Here is an 18,900-nt window from a genome sequence, read left to right as displayed (position 1 = left end):
GTTTTGTACCCCGTGGGGGCGCCCCTTGGTTATTGTCCAGCCATCTCGACGATGACCGCACCTATCGCGATCAAGGCCATCAGCGCAATGCGCCGTGGGCCCACGGTTTCTTTCAGCACCAACCAGCCAATCAATGCGGCAAATACGGTCGAGGTTTCACGCAACACCGCCGCTTCGCCGACCTTGTCCAGCCGCGTGGCCATCATGATGGCACCGAAACTGGCGAATGCAACCAACCCGCCAATCACGCCGCGCTTCATCAGCGGGGCAATTGCGGGGCGGTCGGCCATGTTGCGCCATTTCCAATAGGCGATAGGTGGCATCGAAATGCCGTCGATCAAGAAAAACCACGCCAAAAAGGTAAACGGATTGGCCGTCGCGCGGATGCCATAAGCATCGTAGGTCGTGTAAAGTGCCACAAACAATCCGGTGCAAACGGCAAGGAAAAGCGCAAGGGTCAGCGTGTCACGTTCGGCCTCAAGGTACATCAGATTGTACAGCGCGAGCCCAAAAATACCGGACAATAACACCGCAACGCCGAACCATTGCATCGGGGTGAACGTCTCTGAAAACAGCCAGTAGGCACCGATCACGGCGAACAGCGGGCCGGTGCCGCGCACAACCGGATAGACAACCGTATAGGCCCCTTTGGTGTAGGCCCACGCCTGCAACAGCTTGTAAACAAAGTGAATTGCCCACGCCCCTGCAAAGATCGGCCACATGTGCGGTTCCGGCCAAGGCACAACAAACAGCGCAAATGGCGCGGCCATCACGCCGTAGCTGACATCGATTGCACCGCGCGTTAACCACGGATCGTGGCGCCCTTTTTGCAAGGCCCCGAACACCGCGTGCAGGATCGCCGCCATGATCGCCAAAACCAGCGCAACTTGGTGCCCGGTCTCGGTGCCCTCGATGCTGATTAACCATTCGGTCATGTTAATTTATTCGGCACCGGTCAGCGCTTTGGCAAAGTCTTCGGGATCAAACGCGTCCAGATCATCAATCTGCTCGCCCACACCAATCGCATGGATCGGAAGCCCGAATTTATCCGCAAGTGCGACCAAAACACCGCCCTTTGCAGTGCCGTCCAGTTTGGTCATGACCAGGCCGGACACGTCCGACACCTCTTGGAAAATCTTGACCTGATTGATCGCGTTTTGCCCTGTAGTGGCGTCCAGAACCAACAACGTGTTGTGCGGCGCAGTTTCGTCTTTTTTGCGGATGACTCGAACGATTTTAGCGAGCTCTTCCATCAAATCGGACCGGTTTTGCAAACGGCCAGCGGTGTCGATTAGCAGCAAGTCTGCGCCGTCTTCTTGGGCTTTGGTCATCGCGTCATAGGCAAGGCTGGCTGGATCGGACCCTTCGGGCGCGGTCAATACCGGCACACCGGCGCGCTCGCCCCAGACCTGCAATTGCTCGACCGCGGCCGCGCGGAATGTGTCACCCGCTGCAATCACCACCTGCTTGCCCGCCGCGCGAAACTGGCTGGCGAGCTTGCCGATGGTTGTCGTTTTGCCGGACCCGTTGACGCCGACCACCAGAACCACTTGCGGGGTGTTCGGATACAGCGGCAAAGGCCGCGCCACAGGTTCCATAATCCGTGCAATTTCGTTTGAAAGCAGCGTCTTGATCTCATCCACAGACAGCTTTTTGCCCATGCGCCCTTCGGCCATGTTCGCAGTGACACGCAGGGCAGTATCGACGCCCATGTCGGTCGAAATCAGCAACTCTTCAAGCTGTTCCAGCATGTCGTCGTCAAGGATGCGACGGACAACAGTTTTTGCAGGCTTTCGCCCCAGAATTCGACCGATAAGGCCGGGTTTGGTTGCGGCCTCGGCGGCTTGTGCAGCCTCTGCCGCTACGCGTTCAGCGGCGTCTTGTGCAGCCTGCGCGGCGGCGTGTTCAGCTTGGACCTTTTCATTGGCGGCACGCTCCGCTGCAGCGCGTTCTGCGGCTTCTTGTGCTGCGATCTCGGATCGGTGCGCGGCCTCCCTTTTTTCAAGGTCTGCTTTGGCTTCGGCTTGCTGTCGTGCGGTTTCTTGCGCTGCTCTGGCCGCTTCAGCCTCTGCCACCGCCAATTGCGCCGCCTTACGCTCGGCATCCGCCTCCTGCTCAGCGCGGGCGCGTTCGGCATCAAGGCGCATTTTTGCCGCGACACGGGCCTGTTCCGCCTTTAGCTCAATGTCTTTTTCTTCTTGCGCTTTTATCGCCAGTTGCGCGGCTTCAGCAGCTGCGCGCGCATCTGCCTGAGCCTGCGCAAGATCGGCTTGCGCTTGGGCCTCTTCAGCTATTTGTGCCGCGTCTGCTTCAGCACGGGCTTGTTCGGCTTGCAGTCGTGCGTTGTCTTCAGCTTCGGATTGCGCAGGGTCTTGCTCGACCGCGATCTCTTCAACACCGCCATCATCAACGATCGCCTCCAGCCCCTCATCGATTTTCGACGAAGATTTGAACAAACGGTCCTTGAGTTTCTTGAAAAATGCCATGATGCCTCAATACTTACGATACCCATCACCTAATACGGGCGCGCGGCTATGAAAAGAGAGCAGTTGATATCAGCAGTGCTATTGGCGCTACTGAGTGGGTTTGCGCAACCCGCATTTGCACAATCAAACCCGCATTCGCCGGGCACAATGTGTTCGCTGCGTGCAGCAGGGGCCGTTGATTGCATCCGGCCTGAACACTTTGCGTTCGACACCTGCCAGCAGATCGAAAACACATCGCGCCGCTATGGGCTGGATGCAGGGTTTTTCGCACGGTTGTTGTGGCAAGAAAGCAGGTTTGACCCCAACGCGCTGTCACCCGCAGGGGCGCAAGGGATCGCGCAATTTATGCCCGCAACTGCCAAGCTGCGAAACCTACCCGACAGCTACAACCCCGCACAAGCCATTGAAAGGTCAGCGCAATATTTAGGCGTCATGCAGCGCACCTATGGCAATGCAGGGCTGGCGGCGATTGCGTATAACGGCGGCGAGAGACGCGCAGACGGGTTCACCAAAGAGGGCAAGGGCCTTGCGCGCGAAACCGTCAACTACGTGCAAATCATCACAGGACTAACGGCGGAACGCTGGCGTGATGATCCGCCAAAGACCCATGATTTTCGCCTGAACGGGAACCAACCGTTTGTCGCGGCCTGCCTGCGCATGGCCCAGAAACGCAAATTGACCAAGCTGGGGCCGCCACCATCGCGCTTTAAACCGTGGGGTGTGCAGATCGGATTTGGGCGCACTAAAAAAGTCGCACGGGCCAATGTTGCGCGGCTGACGCAGCGGTGTTCAGGCTTGGTAAAGAAAGAAAAGATCGACTATATTTCCGTGAAATCACGTGTCCGCACGCAGCCGAACTATTTTATGGGCCGGATCGGGCGAAATACGCGGGACGGGGCCGACAAACTGTGCCGTTCGCTGAAAAACAGCGGCTGTATTTGCCGGGTTTATGCCAACAAGGACTAGGCGCTCCGAGTAACCGGAGCGCCTGCTGATCTTAGATTTCGTCCGCAAAATGCTGCATCGTCAGCTTGATCGGGTTCGGGGCCGCTTGGCCCAGACCGCAAATGCTGGCATCCGACATTGCGGTGCAAAGCTCAGTCAGCAGACCCTGATCCCAGGTGTCTTCCTGCATCAGTTGCACGGCTTTGCCACAGCCCACACGACACGGCGTGCATTGCCCACAGCTTTCGTCCTCAAAGAACCGCAGCATGTTCAGGGCGGCATCCCGCGCACGGTCATTTTGCGACAAAACCACCACGGCAGCAGAGCCGATGAACGTGCCATGCGGTTGCAACGTGTCAAAATCCAGCGGGATGTCGTTCATGGTTGCAGGCAGCAGGCCAGAGGACGGACCACCGGGTTGATAGGCCTTGAATTCATGGCCATCCGCCATGCCACCGCAAGCGGCGATGATGTCGGTGATCGTCGATCCCGCGGCCAGCAAATAGACACCGGGATTGGCGACGCGACCCGACACGGAATAGCTGCGCAAACCTTTGCGACCATTCAATTCGGTTGAATTCAAACAGGTCGACCCTTCGCGGCAAATGCGCGCGATCCAGTGCAAAGTTTCAACGTTGTGCACCAGCGTTGGCTGCCCGAAAATGCCGACTTGGGCCACGAATGGCGGGCGGTGCCGCGGCATGCCGCGCTTGCCCTCAATGCTTTCGATCATCGCGGATTCTTCGCCGCAGATGTAGGCACCGGCACCGCGACGCAGATCGATGTAGCCTGCCTCGACGATCCCTGCGTCTTCTAGGGCTTTGATTTCACGCGCTAAGATTTCCAGAACCGCTGGGTATTCGTCGCGCATGTAGATGTAGGCGCGGTCGGCCTCGACGGCCCATGCGGCGATCAACATGCCCTCTAGGAACAGGTGTGGCGTGCGTTCCAGATAGTAGCGGTCTTTGAATGTGCCGGGTTCACCTTCGTCACCGTTTACGGCGATGTAGCGTGGGCCAGCGTTGGCGCGCACAAAGCCCCATTTGGTGCCAGACGGAAAGCCCGCGCCACCAAGGCCGCGCAATCCGCTCTCCTTGATTGTCGCTTGGACGTCTTCCCAATTGCCGCTGTCGCGCAGTTTTGCCAGCGCGTCATAGCCGCCTGTTGCGACGTAATCGGCGTAGGTTTCATAGGCCGGCACATGCACGTGTGTGTCGTCGGCTGCAATCGCGGCCTCGACTTTGGCGACGGTCGCGTTGTCGATGTGGTTGTGCCCGATTTCCAGAACCGGTGCAGTGTCGCAACGGCCCATGCACGGCGCGCGCAAAACGCGGACCTCTTCGGGGTCCAAACCGTCCTCAAGGGCGGATTTCAACGCCTGCGCACCGGCCAGTTCGCACGACAATGAATCGCACACGCGGATCGTCAGGGCAGGGGGCGGCGCGTCGTCTTCTTTGACCACATCAAAGTGGGCGTAAAAGGTTGCGACCTCGTAAACCTCGGCCATCGACATGCGCATTTCTTCGGAGAGAGCCCGAAGGTGGGCCGCAGACAGATGCCCAAATGTATCCTGAATTTTATGCAAATATTCGATCAGCAGATCAGAACGACGCGGCGCATCCCCCAGCAAATCACGCACGTCATCCCAGGCTTGATCCGTCAGCTGACGACCTTTGGTGTGGCGACGCCCTTTGCCTTTGCCGGATTTCCAGACACCGTCACCGTGCTTTTTATCGTTATCAAGGGCCATCTGTCGTCTCCGCTATAGTCGCAATTTTGCACAAACTACCAAAGCCAGCTTTGGCTGCTGACGCCAAAAGCGACAGGTTAGGGCGATTTTCGGATCACTGACGTCAAACTACGCCTCAGAGATTTCCGATAGGCGCCGCGAAATGGGCAAATTTCCCCGTTAAGGGACTCTGAATTAAGATGCTGATAGGCTCAGCCGACTTTGGAGCGATTCTTTGTAACGATGCGCAGTTTGTTTACTTTTGCGATTGCCAGCCTGACGCCTGCGGTGTGTCTGGTTGTGGCCTGCCTTTCGGGTGGTGCATGGCCGATTCTGGCCGTTTTCAGCATCACTGTAATGGTTTTTGCACTGGATAAATTGACAGGCGATGATTGGGCCGCGCCCAGCGATTTTAACGGCCACGCGTTGTCGATGCTGATCGGTTTGGCGCATTTTGGCGTGCTGGGCGTCTGTGTTTGGGCGCTTGGGGGTGGGGATCATCTATCGGGCGTCGACAAAATTCTGATCTTTACCGCGGCGGGGCTTTGGATGGGGCAGGTGTCCAATTCCAACGCCCATGAATTGATCCACCGCGCAGCACACACGCCGCGCCGCATTGGGGTCGCGATTTACGCGTCGCTGTTGTTCGGGCATCACGCCAGCGCGCACCCCAAAGTGCATCATGTGCATGCTGCAACCGACAAAGACCCCAATTCAGCGCGCCTTGGCGAAGGGTTCTATCGCTACGGATTGCGGGCTTGGCATGGCGGGTTTGTCGCCGGTTTGCGGGCTGAAAACATGACTCGGGCACGGGCAACAACGCAACGATCTGCCCTGACGCACCCGTATGCTGGGTACACTTTAGGGGCTTTTGCGACCCTGTTGGCGGCCTTTGCCCTTGCGCAAACGGGCGGTGTTCTGGCGCTGATCGCAATTGCCGCCTACGCCCAGATCCAGCTGTTCTTGTCCGACTACGTGCAGCACTACGGCCTGCGCCGCGCTATCCTTGCCGACGGGCGCGCGGAACCCATCGGGGCGCGCCATTCATGGAACGCACCACACTGGTTTTCCAGCGCAATGATGCTGAACGCCCCGCGCCATTCGGACCATCACATGCACCCTACACGTGGATTTTCCGAACTGGAATTGCGCGCAGATACGATGCCGATGCTGCCGCATTCTGTGCCGGTAATGGCCTGCGTGGCCTTGGTGCCGCCGCTGTGGAAACGGGTCATGAACCCTCGGGTTGCCGAATGGATGTCACCAGACAAACCGATCGGTGCGCGCGACATTTCGCCCGCTGTTTTGGCGGCGGCACGGCAGGGTGGCCTTGGTGGGCGCGACGTGCCAATCTGGGCGCATGATAAAGCAACTGACGACACTGATCTTGTGCGCGACACTGTGGACAGCGACAAGCGCGCAAACCTCAGCTGAGTCAATGAGCGCGGCTGAGTTTGACGCCTACACCCTCGGAAAAACCCTGTTTTATGGCCGCAATGGGCGCGCCTACGGGGCCGAGATCTATTTGCCAAACCGCCGCGTGCGCTGGTCGTTTCTAGACGGGCAATGCAAAGACGGGCATTGGTACGAAGACGCCGGCGAAATCTGTTTTGTCTACGAGGATCGCACCGATCCACAATGCTGGTCATTTGAAACTGGCAACGATGGCCTTATTGCGAGTTTTGAAAGCGACCCCGCAGCAGTCGATCTCTACGAGGCGCAAAACATCGACCAAGAGATGATCTGCCTCGGCCCTAAAATCGGCGTCTAAACACCTGACGCCAAGTCACTCATTCCCCAATGGAAAAGCCGCTATGCAATATCAGCATTGGTGGTCCGCCGCGCCGTTTGATACCCTAAAGACAGGGAGGAACCTCACCACTTAAAAGGGTTCCAAAAATGGCACTAACTTCTACCAACGCAACTCACTCCTCTTCGTTTTTCACCGTCCTTAGCGGTGTCGGCACCGCCATCCTCAACGTTTTGGGGCGTATTGCTGAATCAAGCGCGATGGCCCGCTCAGCAGAAGCACGCGGCTTGCAAATCGACGCATTGAACGCAAAATCTGACGCCGAATTGGCCGCAATGCACCTGCGCCGCGACGACATCGCCGCCTATGTGTTTCGCGACATCATGTATGTCTAAATCCACCGGGCGATAACCGACCAAAGGCCTATTCGTCTTGACAGTGCGCACCACCCGCGCCAACGCTGCGATCATGTTCGATTTGCGTCCCGTTGGATATGTCATTGGCCTTTTGGTCACCGTGTTGGGCGTGGCTATGCTGCTGCCCATGCTGGTGGATATCAGCCAGGGCGATGGTCATTGGCCGGTGTTTGCCAAGTCGATGCTGATCACGGTTTTGTCCGGCGTTTTGATGGCGCTGGCCTGTGCGAACGGCGTGCGCGAAGGGCTGACGATCCAGCAGACCTTTTTGTTAACCACCAGTGTTTGGGTGGCGTTGCCGTTGTTCGGCGCGCTGCCATTTGTGTTTGGGGCCACCGAGGCGCGTTTTGTCGATGCGTTTTTCGAGGCGATGTCGGGGCTGACCACCACCGGTTCCACCGTGTTTTCCGGCCTTGAAACCCTGCCCAAAGGCTTGTTGTTGTGGCGCGGCATCCTACAATGGCTGGGGGGCATCGGTATTATCGTTGTGGCGATGGTTTTCCTGCCCGAATTGCGGGTCGGCGGCATGCAGATTTTCCGATCCGAAGGCTTTGACACCTTTGGCAAGATTTTGCCCCGCGCAACCGAGATTGCCTCGCGGATATCGGTGATATACCTGACGCTCACGCTGGTCTGTGCGTTCTCTTATGTCTTATCAGGGATGGATCCGTTTGATGCCACTGTGCACGCGATGACCACGATCGCGACGGGCGGTTTTGCCAATTATGATGCGTCCTTTGGCGTGTTCACGGGCGGCACAGAATACGTCGCCACGGTGTTCATGTTGCTCGCGGCCTTGCCGTTTGTGCGCTTTGTGCAGCTCAGTGCGGGCTCTGCGAAACCCTTTATGCAAGACACGCAAATCCATGCATTTTTTGGCACTGCCGTTGTGATCGTCGGGCTGATCGCCTTGTGGAATGTGGTGCAGGCCGAAGAACTGAGCGAGGTGGCAATCCGCAAGGCGCTGTTCAACACAGTGTCGCTGCTAACGGGTACGGGTTACGCCAGCGCCGATTACATGCAGTGGGGCAGTTTCGCGATCGCGGTGTTGTTTTTCACCGGCCTGATCGGGGGGTGCGCGGGCTCGACTGCTTGTTCGATCAAAGTGTTCCGCTACCAGTTGCTCTTTGCCTCGATCAAATCGCAACTGCGCAAAACCCGCAGCCCGCACGGGATTTTTACACCACGCTACGCAGGCCGTCCGGTGGGCGAGGACGTGTTGAATTCTGTCATGTCGTTCTTTGTTTTCTTTATCGTGACCTTGGGATTGCTGGCCGTGGCGTTGGGCATGACTGGCCTCGATTTTATCACCTCTGTGTCGGGGGCGGCCGCAGCACTCGCGAATATTGGCCCGGGTTTGGGCGAAGAAATTGGCCCTGCCGGCAATTTCGCATCGCTCAATGACACGGCGAAATGGCTGCTGGCCACTGCGATGTTGATCGGTCGGCTTGAATTAATGGCCGTCTATGCAATTCTAACCGTCGGATTTTGGAGAGCGTAAATGGCGCAAAACACCCCTGATCACATGCGTCCTTTGGGTGCACAAATTTCCCACATGCTTAAGGCGCGCGGGGTCGATACGATTTTCGGCATTCCCGGTGTTCACAATCAGGAAATGTACCGTGGGATCGAAGAGGCAGGCATCACACACGTCCTAGCCCGCCACGAACAGGGGGCCGGATTTATGGCCGACGGCTATGCGCGCGCGACGGGCAAACCGGGGGTCGCCTATGTGATCACGGGGCCGGGATTGTGCAACATCATGACGCCAATGGGGCAGGCCTATTCGGACAGTGTGCCGATGCTGGTGCTGTCGTCGTGCTTGGACGAAACAGCAGCCCGCAAGGGCCAGCTGCACCAGATGAAAGACCAACGGGGGGCCGCCGCAACTGTCAGCGATTGGTCCGAAGAGGCGCGCACGGCTGCGGCTGCTTATACGCTTATCGACCGTGCATTGACCGAATTTACGACCAATCGTTCGCGCACCAAACACATCCAAGTGCCGATTGCCCAGTTGCAGGCGAACGCGCCGCAACCTCCGGCACGGTTGGACAGCCCAGTTCTGGGCCGCACCATGCATTCTGGTCATGTGGTCAAACGGATTGCTGATGCTCTGAAATCAGCCAAGCGGCCGATCATGATACTGGGTGGTGGCGCGAAACACGGCAGCAGCGTTTACCAAGAAATCGCGACACGGGCAGGGGTGGCAACATTTTGCACCTATGCGGGACGCGGCGTGATTGCGGGTGATCATCCGCTGTATTTCGGGTCGACTCTTGCCCGTCCGGATTCAACGCGCATCCTGAAGCAGGCGGACCTCGTTGTTGTGATCGGTTCGGAGCTGGCCGAAGTCGATCTGTGGCGCCCAGAATTAGGTCACAGTAGCCCGACGATCCGCATCGACATTGATCCGTCCGTGATGACCGGAGAACGTCAGGAGGGTGACATGCAGATTGTGGCGCATGCATCCGATGTGATGGATGAAGTGTGCGACGCGTTGGCGGATCACACGCCGGACACTTTGTGGAGCCCCAAAGACATTGCCGCGACGCGCGCGCAGTGGCGGGCCGAGATTGAGGCTGAACGCCCGGGCATTTTACCGGTCACTGACGCGCTCAAGGCGTGCCTGCCAAAAGACACGATGATCTATTCCGACATGACCCAAATCGCTTATGCAGCAAAAGAAGTCTGGGACATGGACCGCCCCGGCCACTGGCACCACCCGACTGGGTTCGGCACGCTGGGCTACGCAACGCCTGCGGCGATAGGCGGGGCGGTGGCACGCAAAGGCAAACCGACGATGGCGATCATCGGGGACTATGGGTTCCACTACACGATGGCCGAGTTGGGCGTCGCGGTCGAACTGGGCCTGAGCCTGCCGATCATCTTGTGGGACAACGGCAAGCTGGGCGAAATCGAAGACAGCATGATCGGCGCGCAAATCGCACCCAACGCCGTGATCGCCTACAATCCTGATTTCTGCAAGCTCGCCGAGGCGTTCGGGGCCAACAGTGCGGCCCCTAAAACCTTATCGCAAATGCAAGATGCGGTTAAGCAAGCGTTTGAGACAGATGGACCTACGTTGATCTACGTCACGCCCGACATCACAGGCTAGGAATGGTGCGCGACACGCGCACCTTACCCGCTTATTCCCAGCAGCTGACCAAGACGGTCATGCCACGCGCCGCAACGGCGATGTCTTCTGCAGGCAGCGCCGTTTTTGCACGCGAGATCGACCCGTTGCGGCCTGCGTTGCTGAGGGCTGACTGAACGCTTTTGCGATCAAGGGCAAAGCTGACGTCCGAGGGCAGTTGTTGTCCACCCGCAGATTTGGGCAGCAACATCCCCATCACGCCGCCGCTGGCATCCAGAACCGGGCCACCGGCATCACCGTTTAATGCGGCCAGTTTCAGACGGCTCAGGTGGTCTTCGCCGCGCAATCCACGCACATCTGACAGGGATCCGAAGGTCATTGACGGCGATCCCAACACGCCCTCATAGCTGTAACCAGCCACAGCGATTTCGCTTTGCAAGCGCGGTTTTTGGGCGCTGAAGGCGGCGATATTCAACGGGGCCAACGCGTCTTTCGGGCTCAGAACCGCAATGCCGATTTCGCTGTCATCGCTCAGCAATTCGGCTTCGTAGACTTCGTCCAGCGTGATGCGCGCACAGCTTTGAACTGCGTCCGACGTGGTCACAACCGTGCCGCGCGCATCCACATAAAAGCCTGACCGCGAAATGCGAGGCTTGCGAATTTCCAGACCGGCAACCAGATCAATCGCTTGCTCGTCGTTATACCCTGCTGCCGGATCCAGCGTGCCGTCAAGGCGGACAAAGCTGTTTTGCATCACGCCCAGCATGCGGCGGCGGCGTTCTTCGTCACCTGACGGCCAGATCAACGTAAAGCCTTTGATTTCGCCGCTTTGCAGACTGGCGCGGGTTTCAGAGATCATTCCGGCACTTTCCCCGATTAGCACAAAGCTGTTGTTTTTACGCTCGCGGGGGCCGTCCAGCGGCACGATTTCAAGGGTCTGCATGATGTCATAGAGGCCAAACAACGTGCCCTGATCGCCCGCTTGGCTGATCAGCAAAACCTTGGCGTCAATGTCGCCCGTGCTGGAATATTGCGCAAACGGGCTTTCGTATTTTTCGAATTTGACCACAGCCATGGGCATTTGCATCTCGATGCCTGCGGCCTCGTCGCGCACAACCTCAAGGCCCAGATCGGCAAGCACGGCGTTGTATTGCTGTAACAATGTCGCGCGTTGCAGCGTTGTCATGATGCCGGTGGTTTCGAAATTGTTCGCCTGCTGCCACGCGGCCATCGAATTGCGGGTGCCACGGCCATAGGATCCGTCAATGGCGGCGTCATAAAAACCCGCCCATTTCAGCATGCGTTGCAGTTCTTTTTTCTGATCGCGGTCCAGGGCGCGTTCGCTGCGCTGTGCCTGCGCCGGTGTCTCGTCTGCTGGCTCGGTTGTGATCTCAGCAATGACAGGTTCGACCGCTGGCTCGGTTGTGGGTTCTGCAACCGGTTCAACGGCAACATCCGCCGTCACCTCGGGTGCGTCGATCACACCGCGTGACAACAGATTGGCCCCGACGGGGTAGAATTGTTGGCGAAAGCTGGTGGAAAAAGCGATGTAGGCATCGCGCGGGATCAGGCGATCACGGCGATAGGCGTTCAAAACCGCTTCCGCATCATTGCGCCGATAGGGACCCAGCGCAATGCCGTACCAGCCACCACCCAGCGAAAACCCGTTCACATCCTCGAGTTGTGCTGCGTAGTTTTGCGCGCTTGTGGTTGCGGCGCGCAAATTCGGCTGTGCCTCGATCTGGATCCACACAACGTCGTCTGCCGTCTGCGCCAAAGCCGCGTTCATCCAAACAAACAAGACCAAAACGGCCGCCACAAACCTGTGCATCATTGCGCTCTCACACCCTTAATCTAACATTTCGGTCAAATAAGCAGGAAACAGCCGTGAACACCATGGGGGAAAACCCCCATTTCGGGCTGAGAAAAAGAAAGTGATCGACATTGTCGCGACAAGCCTAGCTTATGTTGACCCCCGCGCGCCCCCCGCATAGGAAAGAGCACAAATCGCGCTACGTTTTTGCACGATAACGTAAGGTACAGACATGAGCACATCGACCCCCCGTTCGTTTCAGGAAATCATCCTGCGCCTGCAGGCCTACTGGGCCTCAAAAGGCTGCGCCATTCTGCAACCCTACGACATGGAAGTCGGGGCAGGGACGTTCCACCCTGCGACCACCTTGCGCTCGCTTGGATCGAACCCGTGGGCTGCGGCCTACGTGCAGCCATCGCGCCGCCCGACCGATGGTCGCTATGGTGAAAACCCCAACCGTTTGCAGCATTATTACCAGTACCAGGTTCTGATCAAACCCAGCCCGCCCGATTTGCAGGAATTGTACCTCGGATCGTTGCAGGCCATCGGTGTAGACATGGATCTGCACGACATCCGCTTTGTCGAGGACGACTGGGAAAGCCCGACTTTGGGCGCGTGGGGATTAGGCTGGGAGGTCTGGTGCGACGGCATGGAAGTGTCGCAGTTCACCTATTTCCAACAGGTTGGCGGCCACGATTGCACGCCGGTCTCGGGCGAATTGACCTACGGGTTGGAACGCCTCGCGATGTACATTCTGGAATGTGATCACGTGATGGACATGCCGTTTAACGATCCTGACGCGCCGATCCCGCTAAAATACGGCGACATCTTCAAACAAACCGAAGAAGAATACGCCCGCTGGAACTTTGACATCGCCAACACCGACGTTTTGCTGCGCCATTTCGAAGAAGCCGAGGCCGAATGCGAGGCCATCCTGAGCCAAGCCTTTGATGATCCGAAAACCGGAAAACGCATCATCATGGCGCATCCAGCCTACGACCAGTGCATCAAAGCCAGCCACATCTTTAACCTGCTGGATGCGCGCGGCGTGATTTCCGTGACCGAGCGCCAAGCCTACATTGGCCGGGTGCGCGCACTGTCCAAACAATGCGCTGATGCCTTCGTGCAAACCCGCGCTGGTGGGTACATAGAGGCCGCCGAATAATGGGGAAATTTCTCGCAGTGTTACTTGTCTCAAGCGCCGTTATCGCAGGTTTTTCAATGTATTACCTGCAAGTCTACGGGTTCTACGAGGAAATCACAGACGGCGAAGTGCGCCTTGTTTCGGTCGTCTCGGACGAACCCGAAGTCATCGTGTACGACAACTTTGAGGGCATCGACGCGACCAGCTCGCCCATCCGCTACCGCGCCTGTTTTACCACTGAACTCAGCCTTTCGTTGCTGACTGAAACTTACGTTGGTCTCGAAAATGCAGTGCCGCGCAACGCCCCGGACTGGTTTGATTGCTTTGATGCGGCAGCACTGGGCGCGGAACTCGAGGCAGGCACAGCGCTGCCGTTCCTCAGCCAAAAGAACGTCGAATTCGGCGTCGACCGGATCGTCGCAATCACCGAAGACGGGCGCGGCTACGTCTGGCACGAATTGAATGAATGCGGGGACAAAGCCTACGACGGCACGATTGTCGGCGAAGAATGCCCCAAAAGAGAGCTGAACTGATGCCTGATCTTTTAATCGAACTGTTCTCCGAAGAAATTCCGGCGCGCATGCAAACCCGCGCCGCCAATGACCTGAAAAAACTGGTCACCGATGGCATGGTCGAGGCGGGGCTGACCTACGCCTCTGCCGCCGCGTTTTCGACGCCGCGCCGCCTGACCCTGACGATTGACGGCACGCTTGATGCCTCGCCGACCACGGTCGAAGAACGCAAAGGGCCCAAGGCCGACGCACCGGAAAAAGCGATCGAAGGCTTCTTGCGCGGTGCCGGTCTGACCCGCGGCGATCTAGAAGAACGCGAAACGCCCAAGGGCACCATCCTGTTCGCCAAAATCACCAAACCGGGACGCCCCGCAGCGGACATCGTGGCCGAGGTGCTGGAAAACGCGATCCGCAATTTCCCGTGGCCAAAATCCATGCGCTGGGGCACGGGATCGCTGAAATGGGTGCGCCCGCTGCACTCGATCCTCGCCATTCTTGCGGCCGAAGACGGCGCGACAGTTGTGCCGATGGACGTCGATGGCATCACGTCATCCGACACCACCGAAGGCCACCGTTTCATGGCACCGGGCCGTTTTTCGGTCACGTCATTTGACGACTATTCCACGAAACTCAAACGCGCCCACGTCGTGCTGGACGCCACCGAACGCCGCGATGCGATCTGGCACGATGCGACGAACCAAGCCTTCGCGCTGGGCCTAGAAGTCGTCGAAGACAATGGCTTGCTGGCTGAAGTTGCCGGATTGGTTGAATGGCCCGTCGTGCTGATGGGGCAGATCGACGAGGATTTCCTCGGCCTGCCACCCGAAGTGCTGCAAACCTCGATGCGCGAACACCAGAAATTCTTTTCCGTGCGCAACCCGAAAACCCAAAGAATTGAACGCTTTATCACCGTCGCCAACCGCGAAACTGCGGACAATGGCGCGACCATTCTGGCGGGCAACCAAAAGGTGCTCAGCGCCCGTTTGGCCGACGCCAAGTTCTTCTGGGAAAACGATTTGCGCGTGGCAAAGTCAGATATGAACGTCTGGCTGCAATCCCTTGAAAACGTGACGTTCCACAATAAACTGGGCACCCAAGCCGAGCTGGTGAACCGCATGGCAGCGCTGGCACGCGAACTTGCGCCCGCAGTTGGTGCCGACCCCGACATGGCCGAACGCGCGGCCCGTCTGGCCAAGGCTGATCTCGCTTCCGAAATGGTCTATGAATTTCCTGAACTTCAAGGGCTTATGGGCCGCTATTACGTTGAGGCCTCAGGTGAAAACGCGGCAATCGCCGCCGCCGCCGAAGAACACTACGCCCCACTTGGCCCATCAGATGACGTACCGACAGCGCCGGTGTCTGTCGCGGTGTCGCTGGCCGAGAAGATCGATAAGCTGTGCGGGTTCTGGGCAATTGATGAAAAACCGACTGGGTCGAAAGATCCGTTTGCGCTGCGCCGTGCGGCTTTGGGCGTAATAAGATTATTGGTGATAAACAATATTCAATTGTCGTTGCTAGACATCGTTCCAGTCAAGACAGTTACAAGTGCGCTAGACCCTCATATGCAATCCTATGATCGGCAAGTTAACGAATTGGTCGAAAAAGTTCAGTTGCTGTCGAAATCTTTGGATAAAGATGGGATAGGGGCTTCCATTAATGTGGCTTTAGTTGGCGACCAGGATGCTTTGAATGTTCAAGATTTAGCTGGTGATTTAGCAACTCTTGCGATGACTAGAGGTCTAGACCTCCTCTCCTTCATCCACGACCGCCTCAAGGTCTACCTCAAAGATCAGGGCATCCGTCACGACATTATCGACGCCTGCATTGCGATGGACGGCAACGACGACATCAATCTCCTCGTTAAACGGGCAACAGCACTAAACGATGCATTACAAACCGATGACGGCAAAAACCTCATCCAAGGGTTTAAGCGCGCCAACAACATCCTGTCTCAGGCGGAAACCGCAGACGGCGTCGAATACTCTTACGGCGCCGACGTGAAATTTGCCGAAACGGGCGAAGAACGCGCATTGTTTGCAGCACTCGACATGAGCGAACCAACGATCAAAACCGCGATGGCAACCCAAGACTTCACCACCGCCATGTCCGCAATGGCCAGCTTGCGCTCCCCCATCGATGCATTCTTTGAGGCCACGCAAATCAACGCCGAAAACGACACGGTCAGACGCAACCGCCTGAACCTGCTCAGCCGCATCCGCACGCTATGTTCGTCCGTGGCCGATCTGACAAAGATCGAAGGGTGATCTGCATCTGTCTTGATTAAAAATACTCAAGAACACCTCGGCAAAAATTGCCGGGGTTTAGGGTGGTTCTAAAACCCCTTGTCACAAACCTTTGACCCCCTATGCTGCACCTAACCAAAAAGGTGCTGCAGTGCAGAATAATCCACATACGACGCTTGTAACGCAAACCGCCAATCTGGCGGCCAACACCCATGGCGGGCGGGCAAAATGCTTGCAACGCTTGGTGCGTCTGGAATTGCCGGTGCCCACAACGGTTGCGCTCAGCTTTACTGCTGTCAAGAAAATCGCCCAAGGCGAGCTGCCCGACATTGACGCGGTTTTGCGCCAATTTCCCGAGGACGCGTTGCTGTGCGTGCGCCCCAGTTCAGAAGACCCCGATTGGGGTGGGCCCGGCGCGGTGCTGAATATCGGCATGAACCAAACCCGGTTCGAACAGCTACACGAACGCCTTGGTGAACAGGCCGCAACCCAGCTTTATACCCGTTTTGTGCAGTCCTATTCGGTCCATGTCGCGCGCTTGGACCCTGACATGTTTGACGACGTTGTCGGTGTTGGTCGTGATGCGCTGGAACAGTCTTTGCACGCCTATCAGACTGAAACCGAAGAAGAATTCCCTGCCGAGCGGTCGGTCCAACTGGCCGCAGTTCTAAAATCAATGGCGCGCGCGTGGGATGGCACATCCGCCCGCCTGTTGCGTCAGGCCAAAGGTGCCCCCGCCGAGGCTGGCTTGGGTCTTGTCGTTCAGCAAATGGCGTTTGGTTTGGGCCAAGGACACTCAGGTGCCGGCGTTTTGCAACTGGTGGATCAAACCACCGGCCAGCCGCAAATTACGGGCCGCTATCTGCACCAAAGCCAAGGGCGCGATGCCCTGTCAGCCGAGGCGAAATCGATCTACCTTACGCGTGATCCGCGTGGCCCCTCGCTAGAGGAGCTGCAACCCGAACTGTTCGAAACCCTCAAAACCCACGCCGCCCTGATGCGGGTGCGCCTGCGCGAAGAGATGCAGATCGAATTCACCATCGACAACGGCGTGCTGCATATTCTGGACGGCGTGCGGGTTGCGCGCTCCTCCCGCGCCGCCGTGCGGATTGCCGTCGCTTTGGCGAATGACAACGTGATCCCGCGCCAAGAGGCGTTGATGCGGGTCGAACCGCGTACGCTAAACGAATTGCTGCACCGTCAGGTTGATAGCGCGGCAAAGCGCGACGTGATCGGGCACGGCATTGCGGCCAGCCCCGGTGCGGCAACCGGCAAAGTCGTGTTCACAGCGGCGGATGCACAGGCCGCGGATTCACGCGGCGAAGACTGCATTTTGGTGCGCCGCGAAACTTCACCCGAAGACATTCGTGGCATGCACGCAGCCCGCGCCGTCTTAACCGAACGCGGCGGCATCACCAGCCACGCCGCAGTTATCGGGCGCGGCATGGGTCTGCCCTGCGTCGTTGGCGTCTCTGACATCCGTTTCCAAACCGCAAAACAACAGCTGATTTTGCGCGATGGGCGCGTGATCAAAGCAGGCGATATCATCACTGTCGATGGCACCAGCGGCCAAGTTTTACTGGGCGAAGTCGCAATGCAAGAAGCCGCCCTTGACGATGCGTTCCAAACGCTGATGGAATGGGCCGACGATGAACGCGACATCGGAATTCGCGCCAATGCCGACACCCCCGCGGACGCCCAAACTGCCCGCAATTTCAACGCCCAAGGCATCGGGCTGTGCCGCACCGAACACATGTTTTTCGAGGCAGGGCGCCTGACTGTCATGCGCGAAATGATCTTTGCCGAAGGGCCCCAAGACCGCTGGGCCGCCCTCGAACGTCTGCTGCCCATGCAGCGCGATGATTTCACCCAACTGTTCCGCATTATGGACGGACGACCGGTTTGCATCCGCCTGCTTGATCCGCCCTTGCACGAATTTCTGCCAGCGGATCGCAATGGGCAAAGCGAACTTGCCGATGCGTTGGATCTGCCGCTGTCGGACGTGACGCGGCGCATTGAATCGATGATGGAATACAACCCGATGCTGGGGCTGCGCGGCGTGCGGCTGGGCATCACCGTGCCTGAAATCTACGAAATGCAGGCCCGCGCGATTTTCGAAGCGACGGTCGAAGTCTCACGTGATGCGGGCCGCGATGGCACGCCGGTCATTCCTGAAATCATGATCCCGCTGGTCAGCGCCAAACGCGAGGTCGAGCTGGTCAAAGCCCGCGTTGACGCGATGGCCGCCACCGTGCGCACCCAAATGGAGGCCGACTTTGACTATCGCCTCGGCGTCATGGTCGAAACCCCGCGCGCCGCTTTGCGCGCCGGCGACATCGCCCCGCATTGCGCCTTCCTTAGCTTTGGCACCAATGATCTGACGCAAATGACCTACGGGCTTAGCCGCGATGACGCCGGGCGTTTTATGTCCGACTACGTCCACCAACAGGTCTACGACGAAGACCCGTTTCACGTGCTTGATGTGGATGGCGTCGGCGAATTGCTGCAGCTCGGGGCCGCCCGTGCGCGCGAATCGCAGCCTGGCCTGACCCTGTCGATTTGTGGTGAACACGGCGGTAACCCTGATTCGATTGCGTTCTGTCGGGACGCCGGTTTTGACTATGTTTCGTGTTCACCCTTCCGTGTTCCGGTGGCGCGTCTTGCCGCAGCCCAATTGGCGATCAAACACAAAACCGGGTAGCACAGGCCCGTTAAAGGCCCAGATCAAGCGGTGATGCGCATAAATGTGCCGCCCGCGGATCACGTGC

General features: G+C 58.0%; 14 protein-coding genes. 10 read left to right on the top strand and 4 right to left on the bottom strand.

Translation table 11 applies throughout. The annotated features are described in order from the left end of the window. Positions 1-29: 29 nt before the first annotated feature. Together ACFIO0_RS11335 and ftsY are read right to left on the bottom strand one after the other, a co-directional pair. On the bottom strand, positions 30-935 hold the full coding sequence (locus tag ACFIO0_RS11335; protein WP_390910506.1) for an EamA family transporter: 906 nt from the start codon (positions 933-935) through the stop codon (positions 30-32). A gap of 6 nt (positions 936-941) precedes the next feature. Then, positions 942-2,486, bottom strand: a complete 1,545-nt coding sequence (gene ftsY / locus ACFIO0_RS11330; protein WP_390910505.1) for a signal recognition particle-docking protein FtsY — start codon at positions 2,484-2,486, stop codon at positions 942-944. Between the two features lie 147 nt (positions 2,487-2,633). Between ftsY and ACFIO0_RS11325 the strand changes: the two genes are divergently transcribed. Continuing rightward, positions 2,634-3,452, top strand: coding sequence for a transglycosylase SLT domain-containing protein (locus tag ACFIO0_RS11325; protein ID WP_390910504.1), 819 nt, complete (start codon positions 2,634-2,636; stop codon positions 3,450-3,452). A gap of 31 nt (positions 3,453-3,483) precedes the next feature. Here the strand turns inward: ACFIO0_RS11325 and ACFIO0_RS11320 are convergent, their stop codons facing one another. Then, positions 3,484-5,181, bottom strand: coding sequence for an NAD(P)H-dependent oxidoreductase subunit E (locus ACFIO0_RS11320; RefSeq protein WP_390910503.1), 1,698 nt, complete (start codon positions 5,179-5,181; stop codon positions 3,484-3,486). A 222-nt stretch (positions 5,182-5,403) separates the two neighbouring features. Here ACFIO0_RS11320 and ACFIO0_RS11315 point away from each other — a divergent pair, with 222 nt between their 5' ends. The 5 genes from ACFIO0_RS11315 (at position 5,404) to ACFIO0_RS11295 (ending at position 10,441) form a co-directional block, all read left to right on the top strand. Continuing rightward, entirely contained in the window at positions 5,404-6,594 is a 1,191-nt protein-coding gene (locus ACFIO0_RS11315) for a fatty acid desaturase (protein ID WP_390910502.1), read from the top strand. Between the two features lie 4 nt (positions 6,595-6,598). Next, positions 6,599-6,931 (top strand): hypothetical protein, encoded by a 333-nt coding sequence (locus tag ACFIO0_RS11310; protein WP_390910501.1) that lies wholly within the window; start codon positions 6,599-6,601, stop codon positions 6,929-6,931. Positions 6,932-7,059: 128 nt separating this feature from the next. Beyond that, the gene (locus ACFIO0_RS11305; RefSeq protein WP_390910500.1) at positions 7,060-7,305 is read left to right on the top strand and encodes a hypothetical protein; all 246 of its coding nucleotides are present in this window, start codon (positions 7,060-7,062) and stop codon (positions 7,303-7,305) included. 73 nt (positions 7,306-7,378) lie between these two features. Then, positions 7,379-8,827 carry a potassium transporter TrkG gene (locus ACFIO0_RS11300; protein ID WP_390915325.1) on the top strand — a complete coding sequence of 483 codons (1,449 nt, stop codon included), beginning with the start codon at positions 7,379-7,381 and terminating at the stop codon, positions 8,825-8,827. Next, positions 8,828-10,441, top strand: a complete 1,614-nt coding sequence (locus tag ACFIO0_RS11295; RefSeq protein WP_390910499.1) for a thiamine pyrophosphate-binding protein — start codon at positions 8,828-8,830, stop codon at positions 10,439-10,441. It begins immediately after the preceding gene. A gap of 31 nt (positions 10,442-10,472) precedes the next feature. On the opposite strand, the gene ACFIO0_RS11290 is transcribed toward ACFIO0_RS11295, so the two are convergent. Next, positions 10,473-12,254 carry a trypsin-like peptidase domain-containing protein gene (locus ACFIO0_RS11290; protein ID WP_390910498.1) on the bottom strand — a complete coding sequence of 594 codons (1,782 nt, stop codon included), beginning with the start codon at positions 12,252-12,254 and terminating at the stop codon, positions 10,473-10,475. A gap of 211 nt (positions 12,255-12,465) precedes the next feature. Between ACFIO0_RS11290 and ACFIO0_RS11285 the strand changes: the two genes are divergently transcribed. The 4 genes from ACFIO0_RS11285 to ACFIO0_RS11270 all read left to right on the top strand — a co-directional run bounded on the left by ACFIO0_RS11285 (position 12,466) and on the right by ACFIO0_RS11270 (position 18,833). After that, complete coding sequence (locus tag ACFIO0_RS11285; RefSeq protein ID WP_390910497.1) at positions 12,466-13,398, top strand: glycine--tRNA ligase subunit alpha; 933 nt, start codon at positions 12,466-12,468, stop codon at positions 13,396-13,398. After that, positions 13,395-13,910, top strand: coding sequence for a DUF6446 family protein (locus ACFIO0_RS11280; protein WP_390915324.1), 516 nt, complete (start codon positions 13,395-13,397; stop codon positions 13,908-13,910). Before ACFIO0_RS11285 ends, ACFIO0_RS11280 begins: the two co-directional genes overlap by 4 nt. After that, positions 13,910-16,153 carry a glycine--tRNA ligase subunit beta gene (gene glyS / locus ACFIO0_RS11275; protein WP_390910496.1) on the top strand — a complete coding sequence of 748 codons (2,244 nt, stop codon included), beginning with the start codon at positions 13,910-13,912 and terminating at the stop codon, positions 16,151-16,153. The genes ACFIO0_RS11280 and glyS overlap by 1 nt, the downstream gene beginning before the upstream one ends. Positions 16,154-16,283: 130 nt before the next feature. Continuing rightward, positions 16,284-18,833 (top strand): putative PEP-binding protein, encoded by a 2,550-nt coding sequence (locus tag ACFIO0_RS11270; RefSeq protein WP_390910495.1) that lies wholly within the window; start codon positions 16,284-16,286, stop codon positions 18,831-18,833. Positions 18,834-18,900 lie beyond the last annotated feature (67 nt).

This window comes from Pseudosulfitobacter sp. SM2401, from assembly GCF_042932805.1.
Taxonomy (GTDB): Bacteria; Pseudomonadota; Alphaproteobacteria; order Rhodobacterales; family Rhodobacteraceae; genus Ascidiaceihabitans.
Note: the sequence above shows the minus strand (reverse complement) of the source record. Positions and strands in the feature narration are given on the sequence as shown.

What these genes read in the sequence shown, in the direction of transcription:
- ACFIO0_RS11335 (WP_390910506.1), bottom strand. Translation starts at nt 935, where the DNA reads ATGACCGAATGGTTAATCAGCATCGAGGGCACCGAGACCGGGCACCAA.
- ftsY (WP_390910505.1), bottom strand. Translation starts at nt 2,486, where the DNA reads ATGGCATTTTTCAAGAAACTCAAGGACCGTTTGTTCAAATCTTCGTCG.
- ACFIO0_RS11325 (WP_390910504.1), top strand. Translation starts at nt 2,634, where the DNA reads ATGTGTTCGCTGCGTGCAGCAGGGGCCGTTGATTGCATCCGGCCTGAA.
- ACFIO0_RS11320 (WP_390910503.1), bottom strand. Translation starts at nt 5,181, where the DNA reads ATGGCCCTTGATAACGATAAAAAGCACGGTGACGGTGTCTGGAAATCC.
- ACFIO0_RS11315 (WP_390910502.1), top strand. Translation starts at nt 5,404, where the DNA reads ATGCGCAGTTTGTTTACTTTTGCGATTGCCAGCCTGACGCCTGCGGTG.
- ACFIO0_RS11310 (WP_390910501.1), top strand. Translation starts at nt 6,599, where the DNA reads ATGAGCGCGGCTGAGTTTGACGCCTACACCCTCGGAAAAACCCTGTTT.
- ACFIO0_RS11305 (WP_390910500.1), top strand. Translation starts at nt 7,060, where the DNA reads ATGGCACTAACTTCTACCAACGCAACTCACTCCTCTTCGTTTTTCACC.
- ACFIO0_RS11300 (WP_390915325.1), top strand. Translation starts at nt 7,379, where the DNA reads ATGTTCGATTTGCGTCCCGTTGGATATGTCATTGGCCTTTTGGTCACC.
- ACFIO0_RS11295 (WP_390910499.1), top strand. Translation starts at nt 8,828, where the DNA reads ATGGCGCAAAACACCCCTGATCACATGCGTCCTTTGGGTGCACAAATT.
- ACFIO0_RS11290 (WP_390910498.1), bottom strand. Translation starts at nt 12,254, where the DNA reads ATGATGCACAGGTTTGTGGCGGCCGTTTTGGTCTTGTTTGTTTGGATG.
- ACFIO0_RS11285 (WP_390910497.1), top strand. Translation starts at nt 12,466, where the DNA reads ATGAGCACATCGACCCCCCGTTCGTTTCAGGAAATCATCCTGCGCCTG.
- glyS (WP_390910496.1), top strand. Translation starts at nt 13,910, where the DNA reads ATGCCTGATCTTTTAATCGAACTGTTCTCCGAAGAAATTCCGGCGCGC.